Source organism: Williamsia sp. Y844 (genome assembly GCF_056786475.1).
The window spans coordinates 138,390-148,990 of the sequence record NZ_JBXCJB010000005.1 but is presented as its reverse complement, the minus strand read 5'-3'; the positions used below and the strand labels follow the sequence as shown (position 1 = coordinate 148,990).

Annotated in this window: 7 protein-coding genes; 3 read left to right on the top strand and 4 right to left on the bottom strand. The window is 63.0% G+C overall.

Annotated features, from left to right (window positions below):
• Window positions 1-59 precede the first annotated feature (59 nt).
• The 4 genes from AC1TQG_RS25970 to AC1TQG_RS25955 all read right to left on the bottom strand — a co-directional run bounded on the left by AC1TQG_RS25970 (window position 60) and on the right by AC1TQG_RS25955 (window position 4,173).
• On the bottom strand, window positions 60-377 hold the full coding sequence (locus AC1TQG_RS25970; RefSeq protein ID WP_482141753.1) for a trypco2 family protein: 318 nt from the start codon (window positions 375-377) through the stop codon (window positions 60-62).
• A gap of 1,225 nt (window positions 378-1,602) precedes the next feature.
• Complete coding sequence (locus AC1TQG_RS25965; protein WP_482141751.1) at window positions 1,603-3,042, bottom strand: sugar porter family MFS transporter; 1,440 nt, start codon at window positions 3,040-3,042, stop codon at window positions 1,603-1,605.
• Between the two features lies 1 nt (window position 3,043).
• A complete protein-coding gene (locus AC1TQG_RS25960; protein WP_482141749.1) occupies window positions 3,044-3,424 on the bottom strand; it encodes a hypothetical protein in 381 nt (126 codons plus the stop codon).
• 599 nt (window positions 3,425-4,023) lie between these two features.
• Window positions 4,024-4,173: a hypothetical protein gene (locus AC1TQG_RS25955; protein WP_482141747.1), complete on the bottom strand. Its 150-nt coding sequence runs from the start codon at window positions 4,171-4,173 to the stop codon at window positions 4,024-4,026.
• 357 nt (window positions 4,174-4,530) lie between these two features.
• Here AC1TQG_RS25955 and AC1TQG_RS25950 point away from each other — a divergent pair, with 357 nt between their 5' ends.
• The 3 genes from AC1TQG_RS25950 (at window position 4,531) to AC1TQG_RS25940 (ending at window position 10,597) form a co-directional block, all read left to right on the top strand.
• Entirely contained in the window at window positions 4,531-5,550 is a 1,020-nt protein-coding gene (locus AC1TQG_RS25950; protein WP_482141745.1) for an alpha/beta hydrolase, read from the top strand.
• Between the two features lie 262 nt (window positions 5,551-5,812).
• Window positions 5,813-6,583, top strand: coding sequence for an amino acid hydroxylase (locus AC1TQG_RS25945; RefSeq protein WP_482141743.1), 771 nt, complete (start codon window positions 5,813-5,815; stop codon window positions 6,581-6,583).
• Window positions 6,584-6,646: 63 nt separating this feature from the next.
• Window positions 6,647-10,597 carry an amino acid adenylation domain-containing protein gene (locus AC1TQG_RS25940; RefSeq protein ID WP_482141742.1) on the top strand — a complete coding sequence of 1,317 codons (3,951 nt, stop codon included), beginning with the start codon at window positions 6,647-6,649 and terminating at the stop codon, window positions 10,595-10,597.
• Window positions 10,598-10,601 lie beyond the last annotated feature (4 nt).

Here is a 10,601-nt window from a genome sequence, read left to right as displayed (position 1 = left end):
GCTGCCTGTTCGCCTCAGACCGGCCATCACCCAACGATGAGCTCACGTATCACACACAGTTAGTCAGGGACATCACCGATCAGCGTCTCTTCATCGGCCGAAACTGCCATATCTCGCGGCTTCAGTACCAATTTCAGGCGATGCTTAGCTGCCTTGCCAGAGTCGACACTCCCGCCAGCGGACAGAACCTTCCAAAGCGTCAGTTTGCCATCCGCTCGGTAGCTGGCATTCGCTGCGACCTCGAGTTCGATTTCGATGGTTTGTGGAACAAACCGAATCCTCTTTCCCGCACCGGATGCAAGGGCGGCGTCAATTTCAGCGCGAAGCTGTTCGATAGCGACCGACAGCGAGACGCCATCCTTGTCAATTCCATTCATGTCTGCATCCGATTCCCGCTCTCGCGACTCGTCAACTCACGCACCAATTCACACCGAATCTGTGAATACTAGACCTGCAATCACAATAGCGCCCACAGATCGACAAACGGAGGCCAGCGACCGCTCGGTAGATGCTTCTGGACTACACGTCGGACTGTAGTACCAGTCGGCCGGACGTCACAGCCGAGAATGGAATTTCGGCTGACCAGACGACGCTCGGCCGAGCCCAACAGGAAGAAAAGTGAATGGGACTTACACAGTGGACGGGTGACTCCGGCGCACGGTAGTGTTCAGCCGTTCCTACCTTGCTCGATTCTTCGACTCAGAAGCAGTCGGTGCATGCACTTCAGCATGTTGTCCGACGACCTACGATCGCGATCTCCGCCGCCGCGAACCGCCAATTTGTCCACTCACGCGGACGCTAGCCCCACTTCAGCAGACGGCCGTTCACGAGTCTTTGAGGCGAGTCGGCATTGTTGGACCGGGTCTACAACCCGAAGACGGAGGATTCGTCGACGCCGCACAAAGCGTGCAGAAGACCGAGTTGGCGGGATCGCTCGATGGCTGCGGGTACGCACAGGGTACGCAGCAGCACCGAAACTGTCATCACTCACCCAACGCCACAAACGCGAATACTGCTCCCCCACTGCATCATTCATAAACCGTCCACAATGCCAACGATCTGCAAACATCCACGACCGCAGGTTCAAAACCCGTCCAGTTGTCAGCTCCGGTCCAACCGGTGGCACAAAGACGCAGGTCACAGCAGTGCATGAAAGTGCATAACGCACCGTATGCATTAGGTATGCAGGAGACCTGGCGAACAGCCGTTTCGACGGGGATACGCCCAGAAGTGGAGCCAACCCCAACTAGAGCCGCCGGGCACAAGGCGAGTCGCAGACACTTCGAATTCGCAACGCGCACAACAGCTCCAACGCATCTGAGCCACTTCTTCCAACTTTCGCCCGCTGCACACCCAGTTCTGAACCGCGATCCAAGCAGTGACTGGACGGATTTCGCAAAACCAACCGTTGGACGAGACGGTTGGGCCATGCGACCAGCGGCGGGTCGTGCGCGCCGTTTCGCATATCCGGTCTAGCCGATACGACTCGAGCACCGCCCGCCTGCCCGACCTCGTACTCGCGCACGCCGCCACCGACCTCCACGATCGTCGCACGCTGGTCGCCGAGGCTGATCTCGAATTGCTGACCCGATGGAGGAGTGGTCATGCCTCTGCCTTCTTTCCATGCGCGCGGGCCTGGAGGTCGGAGTCGATCTGCTTGAAGTTCCGGTCTTTGGTCTCGGGCACGTAGCGGTAGACGAACGCCAAGCCGAGCAAGCACACGACCGCGAAGATCAAGAACACAGGGCCCGTGCCGATCGCCCCAACCAGCGGCAGAAAGGCCGTGGACAGGGCAAAGTTCGAGAGCCAGCTCGCTGCCGAGCCGGCCCCTGAACCCTCGGCCTGGTTCTCGGACGGGAAGATCTCCCCGAGGATCACCCAGAACACCGGGCCCATCCCCACGGCGAAGGAAGACACGAAGACCAGCATGGCCACGAGCAGGATCACCGAGCTGAGCTCGGCGACGAACGCGAGGCCAAGCAGGGCGACCGAAATCCCCATCCCGATCAACGAGACCAGCAGCAGCGGCCGACGCCCGATCCGATCGACCAATCTGAGCGAGACGATCGTCATCGCGAGGTTGACGGCCCCAATGATGATCGAGTAAACGATCGAGTTCGAGGCGCTCAGCCCGGTCTGGGCAATGATGGTCGGCGCGTAGTACAGGACGGTGTTGATGCCGACGAACTGCTGGAAGATGGCCAACCCGACTGCCACGATCAGCGCCGGGCGGACCCGGGGCGAGAACAGTGCGCGCAACCCCGTGCGCTCGGGGCGCTGATCCTGCTCCCGCTGGTGTTTCTGCTCGTCCTCGTCGCGGCGGTAGGCTTCGATCACGCGATCGGCGCCCTCCGGACCGGCGACCGATTCGATCACCTCACGCGCCGCGTCGGCACGTCCCGTGCGAACCAGCCAGACCGGCGAGTCGGGCAGCCGTACCGCGATCACCGCCAGCACGACCGCCGGGACCGCGCCTACCCAGAACATCGCTTGCCAGTTGCCGCTGGAGCTGAAGGCGAAGTTCACGATGTAGGCGACGAGCATCCCGACTGTCTGCAGTAACTGATTGAGGGTGAGCATCCGGCCCCGGATCTGCGGCGGCGAGATCTCGCCGAGGTAGGTGGGCACGAGCGCCGACGCGATGCCGACCGCGAGGCCCACAACCAGGCGGCCAAGAATCAGCACCACGAAGCCCGTCGCCAGCGCCGAGACCGCGAAGCCCACCGCGAAGAGCACCCCCGCGATCCCGAGCATGGCCTTCCGTCCGAAGCGGTCCGCGAGCCGGCCGGTGAACACCGCGGCGACCATAGCGCTCAGCAGCACGATGCTCGTCGCGAGGCCCTGCTGAGCGCTGTTGATTCCGAAATCGTCCGCGATGTAGAGCAGCGCCCCGGCGATGACGGCAGTGGCGTACCCGATCAGGAAGGTTGCGAGGTTGATCCACAGCCCCCAGCGCCGCGTCCGGGCCAGGCCCTCATCGGAGATATCGACCTGCGGCCGCGTCCCGGATGCCTTGTCCTTCGGCGTTTCGTCTTTCGCCATGTCACTGTCTCCATGGGGGAAGCCCGGTGAGCGGCCAGCCGCCGGTGTCGGCGCTGCCCGCCTTCTCGGTCACGTCGGACTCGACATAGCGCGCGCTCTCGACGACCGCGTCTACCTGCGCTCCGCTGGCGTCGGCCTCCGCGAAGGACTCCGTGATCTGCGCGCGCCACCGATCGTCGTCCCAGTCGTCGAGCCCGCTGCCGACAAGCGTAAGGCTCTCCAGGGCGTCGGCGGCCACCAACCCGCCCAGCCCTGGCAGTAGTAACCGTGCAGTCAGGTCGCCGCTCGCGCCCAGAATAAGAAGGGCCTGATCGCGGGAACTGTCCGCCGCGGATTTTCCACCGGGCAATGCCTTCGCGGTGTGTGTCGGGTCGGGGGCCATGAGTGTCCCTTCCAGTCATTCGACAGGGTATTACGCGCGACGCGCCACAGTAGCGTTATCGCGTCGTGAAGCACCCCAGGTCCGTTCCAATGTGGTTGCGAGTGCATGGATTCGCAACCGATGCAGCAAAACGGTCTTTACGTCGCCTACCCGGAGGTTGGCGATGGCGCGCACATTCGAAGCCCGCGAAACAGTTGCCGACCACGAGGCGCGGCAGAGCAGACCGCACATTGTGGTTGCCTCAGACTGACGTCATCGAGTCTCAATCTGGCTGCCAACGTCTCACTTGCAGTGTCACCCGAAAATGCCAAAGTAGAACACGAATAGTCTTGTCTACCAGCATCTTCAAGATGCTATCTTACAAAGTATCCACTATTTGCGTGATACGTTGTGCCGCAGGGTAATTTGTGTCACCGGTGACGTAAATACAACTCACCGGTGACGTAATGCGACTAGAGCCAACACAACCGCACCGACTAGGCCGACCAACGTACGCCCACCGTCGCGAAGAAGTTTGGGGCACAATCGATCACGGTAACCTGCCACGGAACTCGACCGAAGCCGCAGAAGAAGTCGAGCTAGAGGCTCCGACTGTCCGGTTACGCGGGCATCCCGGCGAACTCGGTCAGCCGGCTCATCCCCAGCGCCGCGTACTTCTTCAATCGCTCGACCGCAGCGGCGAGTTCATCGGACTCCATCAGGTTCGGTGGCATACGCGAAGGGTTCAGCGCGACCTTGCGAACATCCACGACCGCAGTTTCAAACTCGTCCAGTGTCGGTTCGAGTCTGACCGAGGCACCACAAACCGGCAATCGGATGCGCACCGATCGGCCGGCGATCGCGGTCTCTGCCAACGCCCGTTCATAGCGGCCGTGCCATTCGCGAGATCCCATCGATCACGACAGCAGTCAAATGCGGCAACAACACCCATGACAATCGAACTCACATGTCCAATATCAGCCGCCCACACCACTCGCCCCAACGGCAACCCGCGCAATACCGGCATCACTCGATTCGCGCCAGGACCGTTCCCGCAGCGGCTACGATTTCGGAATGTATGAACACCACGCTCGGCGGCGTTCACCGGCTAGCAGCGAACCAGTCCGATGACGGTGCGCCGGCGGGGACCACTGTGGATGGCCGTCGGTGCGTGGATGGTGGTCTGCGCGATGGCCGCGTCTTCCACGGTTGCATTCGCGGCCCCCAACCCTGCTGGACCTGTTGCGTCGAATGGATCCGCTGTGGTGGCCGTTGCGCCTCTGGGCGGACGCCAGTTCGCCGTGACGGTGTATTCGGCGGCGATGAATAGGCAGATACCGCTGTGGCTCTCGCACCCGAACGCCTCGGCACCGGCGCTGTATCTCCTCAACGCCGTCGATGGCGGCGACGGCGGAGGCGCGTGGACCGGGCGGACCGACGTGGCCTCGTTTTTCGCCGACAAGAACGTCAACGTGGTGATCCCGATGGGAGGCCGCGCGAGCTACTACACCGATTGGAAACACGACGATCCGGGCTTGGGTTCCAACAAGTGGGAGACGTTCCTGACCCGCGAGCTGCCGCCATTGCTCAACGCCAGGTTCTCCATGACAGGCCGAAATGCGGTCGCCGGATTGTCGATGTCGGCGACCTCAGCCTTGGACCTGGCGGGTCATGCACGCGGGCTTTATCAGGCGGTGGGTTCCTATAGCGGCTGCACGCGCATGAGCGACCCGCTGGTGCAGGGAACTGTGTATTCGGAGTTGGCGAGCTTCGGCGCCAATGCAGCCAACATGTGGGGTCCACCCGGGGATCCTGCGTGGGCTGACCACGATCCGACGCTGCACGCGGATCGACTGCGTGGCACCCACGTGTATCTATCGGTCGGCACCGGTCTTCCGGGTCCGCACGAAACACTGAATGCGCCGGGAATCGGCGGCAATGTCGGCGCGCTGGTCGATCGAGGTGTTGTCGGCGGAGCGTTGGAGGCGGTTGTCAATCAGTGCACGCGGCCATTGGTGGACCGCCTGCATGCCCTCGGCATCCCGGTGACCGTGAACATGCCTGCGACCGGCACACACTCATGGCCGTATTGGCAAGACGAGCTGCACAATTCCTGGCCCACGCTGGCTGCCGCGATCGGCGCATGAGCTGCGACCCCAGAATGTGTCGGGGTTGGTGACATCCGAAGTGTTCATTTCGCACATTTCGGGCGGGATCGCTGGTTTCGCAGGATATTTCGCCGGGTATCGCTTGCGAAGGTAAGTTCAGATGTTGCCGGTGTGTGGTCTATCCGGAGAACGGGTGGCAAAATTACCGTTGATAATCGGAGAGCCCGGAACACATATGAGCTGAGCGTCAACAGGGGGTAGCTGAGACTGGCAGGAGAATTCCAGCGACCAGAAAGTACCGATGGTGATGACAGAATCTCTCGATGTCCGAGCCGAGCGTGAGCGGCTTACCGGCGCGTTCCGTCCGGGGCAACTATTGCCCGATTTTGGCTACAGCAGCGAAGAGGACGCTTTGTGGTCGCATGTGCTCGCAACGCTTCGCGGCATGCACAAGAATTTTAGTTGCGCGCGATATCAGTTGGCCGCACAACGCGTGACGCTGCCCACCGGCCGGGTGCCGCAACTCCGTGAGGTCTCACGCACGCTTCGGTCCTTGACCGGATTCGAGCTTGCACCGGCGATGGGAGCAGTACCAGGCCCCCTGTTCTACGGCCCACTTGCCGAGGGGATCCTCACGTCAACCCCGGATTTGCGCCCGGTCACGGAGCAATCTTTTTCGCCGGATCCCGATGTCATTCATGAACTGGTCGGCCATGGGGTGATGCTTGCCGATCCGGAGTTCGCGCAGCTGTATCGCTGGTTCGGACGAGCCGCCGTGCATGCCGCCTCTGACGAGGTGCGGACGGCGATCTCGCGGTTGTTCTGGTTCACCATGGAGGTCGGCCTGGTCATCGAGAAGGGTCGCCCGCGAGCGTGTGGTGCCGCCATCTTGTCCTCGGTTGCGGAGATGGAGTCTTTCGAGGATGCGGAGTTGAGAGACTTCCGGATCGAGGATGTCATTGCCTGCGACATCGACGACAGCATGTGTCAGCCAGTGCTGTTTGTCGCCGATTCGGTCAGCCAGATGATGGATGACGTAAAACGTTTCCTCGCGACAAGTGCCGACTTATGACAGTGCACTTCGGCATGGTTGCCGTCGCTGAGACCCTCGCCGTCGAGCGTTAAGGACTTTGCGGTGCTGGACCTGCCTGGCAATGTGCGCCGAAATGGCAGCACAATGCCGCAGGCGGGCACCTTCGAATTGTCGGTCGCGCAGTCCGAACTGTGGATGGCGCAACAACTTCACCCGAGCGTGCCGTTTTCCATTTCTCAGTATGCCGATCTGCACGGACCCGTCGATCTCGAACTGCTACAGGATTGCGGGCGACGGGCCGGTCGCGAATTGCAGTCGCCACATGTGAGATTTGCAGTCGTCGGTGGCCGGCCGCGCCAATACGTCGACCATGACCTGCTGACGGGGTTCGACTGCGTCGATGTGAGCGATCACCCCGATCCAGACCATGCCGCTCGTGTGTGGATGAGCCAAGACCGTGAGGCCGCCATCGACTTGTCGGGTCCCGATGTCACCAGGACGGTGATGTTCACCCTCGGCCCCGACCGATACCGCTGGTACGCGCGCAGCCACCATATCGCGGTCGATGGCTTCGGCGCCGCGCAACTATCGCAGCGAACGGCCGAATTGTATTCCGCCGCAACCGAAGGCCGGGCCGCTCCATCGTGTCGGGCGATGCTCCTGACCGAGATTGTGGCGACCGAGCAGCGGTATCGCTCCTCGCCGCGATTCGACGCCGACCGCGAGTACTGGGCTGAGCAACTCACCGGTCTGAATCACATCACAAAGCTGACCGATCGGTATGCTGCACCGTCAGCACGGCCGCATACCGCGCACGCATCGGTCGATGCAGCAGCAACGGCGCGGCTCGATGCCGTGGCCGGCCGGTATGGCACCGGAATGGCGGAGGTGTTGGTCGCGGCAGTCGCCGGATTCCTGGCGCATATGACCGGTGATCGCGATGTCACACTGTCACTGCCGGTGGCCGCCCGCACCACCGGGGCGCTGCGGCGATCGGCGGGCATGGTCTCGAATGTGGTGCCTCTACGCGTGCGGGGCGTTGCCGAGAGCACGGTCGCTGATCTGGTGCAACAGGTGCGCCTGAACATCATCGGGGCGTTGCGCCACCAACTGTATCGCCACGAAGACCTGCTCCGCGACCACGGTGTGGGTCTGGCTGGTCGCAGTGGCTACGGTCCGCTGATCAACGTCCTCACCCTTCCCGAGAGCATCGGCTTCGGTGTCGCCCGCGGACGGGCGCACCTGCTCTCGGCCGGGCCGGTGGAGGATATGTCGGTCAGCTGCTACCGAGTCGGTACCGGACCCCTCAGCATTGATTTTCATGCCAACCCCGACCTGTACACCGCAGATGAGCTGGAACGGTATCGGCAGCAGTTCATGGACTGGTTGTCCCGATTCCTGCGGGCTTCGGCCGAGGAGAAGGTGTTCGCACTCAGCGCCGGCACACGGAGCGTCGCGGCCCCGCGGCCCCGGCGCCGGTCGCGGTTGCTGCCCGAGTTGCTGGCGGCCGGGATCGGAGCCGGTGAACGGATTGCACTGAGCGGGCCGGACCGGTCGGTGTCGTATCGCGAACTCGACGAGGTGACCGCGCAGTGGGCACGTGAGCTGATCGCACGTGGAGCTGGTCCGGAAGTCGTTGTCGCGGTGGCCTTGTCCCGGTCGGTGGAATCGGTTATGGCGTTGTGGGCGGTGGCCCGAGCGGGCGCGGTGTTCTTCCCGGTAAATCCCACCGATCCGCCGGCGCGGGTGGCGAAGCTGATTGCAGATTCAGGGGCGATGCTGGGAATCACCCTCACCAGATGGTGCACACTGCTGGACGCCACGGCGGTGGACTGGTTGCTGCTCGACAGCGACGAGTTCACCACCGCCGCCGCATCACACCCGGTAGTGGCGGTGACCGATGCGGAGCGGACACAACCACTGCGTGCCGCTCACCCCGCTTATCTGATCTACACCTCCGGTTCCACCGGAGAGCCGAAGGGTGTGCTCAGCACTCACGAGGGTCTGCCCGCACTGAGCGACGAACTACTCGCTCGTGGTCAAATTTGCCCGGAATCGGTCGTGCTGCTGGCGCATTCACCCTACTGCGACGCGTCGATGCTCGAATACCTCTCCGCATTCGCGTCCGGGGCGAAGCTGGTCGTGTTGGCGCCGGACATCGTGGCCGGCGAACAACTTTCCCAGGTGATCGAGCATGATGCGATCACCCATTTGAACGTCACGCCGACCATTTTGGCGACACTCGACCCGCATCGACTTACGTCGCTGCAGAGCGTCACCGTGGGCGGCGACAAATGCCCACCGGCACTCGCCGGCCGCTGGGCCACCCGGGTGCCCATGTTCAACTCCTACGGCCCGACCGAAGCCACTGTGATCGTGACCCACACCGGCGCGCTCGACCCGAACGCGGCGATGACGATCGGCGGGGCACTTCCCGGAGTGCAGATTCTCGTGCTGGATGCCAGACTCGGCCTGGCGTCGCCCGGGGCCCGCGGCGAACTCTATCTCGCCGGTGACGCGTTGGCGCGTGGGTATCTGGGACGGCCCGCGACCACGGCGCATTGTTACGTGGCAAACCCGCACGGGCCCAAGGGAACCCGAATGTATCGCACCGGCGATGTAGTACGCGAGCAGCCGGACGGCACACTGGAGTACCTCGGACGAGGCGATGTCCAGATCTCGCTACGCGGGCAGCGCATCGAACCGTCCGAAGTCGAGCGCGCTCTGACCGCGGACGAGGCAGTCGATCAGGCCGTGGTGCGGATCTGGACGTCCGAGACACTCGGCGACCGATTGATCGGCTATGTCGTCGCCGCAGATGGCGACAGCTTTGACCGCACCGCCGTGTTGGCGCGGTTACGGACGGTATTGCCGCCTGCCATGATTCCGGCAGCGTTGGTTCCGCTGACCGCGATACCGATCAACCCCAGCAGCGGTAAGACCGACCGATCCGCACTGCCCGATCCACAGGTGCTGGCGCGTCCCGCATTTCGCCCGCCGCAGACACAGATCGAGCACACGGTGGCAGATGCGATTGCCGAAGTGACCGGACAGTCGCGCATCGGCCTGGACGACAACTTCTTCGAACTCGGCGGCAACTCGTTGCTGGGAGTGCAGCTGTGTCAGCGGTTGTCGGAGCAGAGCGGTATTGCGGTGGCGATGTCGTGGTTATTCACCCCGACGGTGCACACCTTGGCAGCTGTCATCGAATCCTCAGCAGCGGTCGGCGCGAACAGTGATGTGACGGTGGGTGTATCGGCGCTGGAGACGATTCTTCCGTTGCGTCGCAACGGTTCAGGGACGCCGTTGATCTGCCTACATTCCGCCGTGCCACTGTCGTGGTGTTACACCGGTTTGCTGCAATACGTCACCGACCGGCCGATCTACGGGCTGCAGTCCCCATCGATCGCCGCAGGAGGGCGCCGGTACCGGACCGTCGAGGAGTTGGCGCAGGTATATCTGGACGAACTCACCCGCGTGCAACCACAGGGGCCGTACTACCTGCTGGGCTGGTCGCTGGGCGGGCAACTCGCGCACGCGCTTGCCATTGGGCTACGCGCTCGTGGGCATGACGTGGATTTGCTCATCATGATCGACAGCGTGGCATTCGCCGACGGTGCACCCCAACCGCCACCGCCGACCCTGCGCGATCTGGTCACCCACCTACAGGGCAATGAGACAGACACTCCAGACAGCCGGCCGCTGAACATCGACGACGCTGTCGATGTACTCGCCCACACCACCGGGCCGGGCCGGGGGTTGACCCGTCAGCAGCTCGAACGCCTGCACCAGGGATATGTCGACTGCGTTGGCATGTCGGCGCGCCACCGGCCGGAATCCTACGACGGGGACTTGCTGTACTTCTCGGCACGCGAAGGAATCACCAGCGAACTCACCGGGGAGATGTGGCGACCGTATGTTTCCGGACAGATCACCGAACACCCCGTCGACGTCGCGCACGCCCAAATGGCGAACCCCGAGGCCATCGCGGTCATCGGACCGATCCTGGAGGCCGAATTGAATCGGCGACAACGCATCGGCAGGCGACAGTGAAGTC

Excerpts from the sequence above, each read along its gene's own strand:
- AC1TQG_RS25970 (WP_482141753.1), bottom strand. The coding sequence starts at position 377 with ATGAATGGAATTGACAAGGATGGCGTCTCGCTGTCGGTCGCTATCGAA.
- AC1TQG_RS25960 (WP_482141749.1), bottom strand. The coding sequence starts at position 3,424 with ATGGCCCCCGACCCGACACACACCGCGAAGGCATTGCCCGGTGGAAAA.
- AC1TQG_RS25965 (WP_482141751.1), bottom strand. The coding sequence starts at position 3,042 with ATGGCGAAAGACGAAACGCCGAAGGACAAGGCATCCGGGACGCGGCCG.
- AC1TQG_RS25945 (WP_482141743.1), top strand. The coding sequence starts at position 5,813 with ATGGTGATGACAGAATCTCTCGATGTCCGAGCCGAGCGTGAGCGGCTT.
- AC1TQG_RS25950 (WP_482141745.1), top strand. The coding sequence starts at position 4,531 with ATGACGGTGCGCCGGCGGGGACCACTGTGGATGGCCGTCGGTGCGTGG.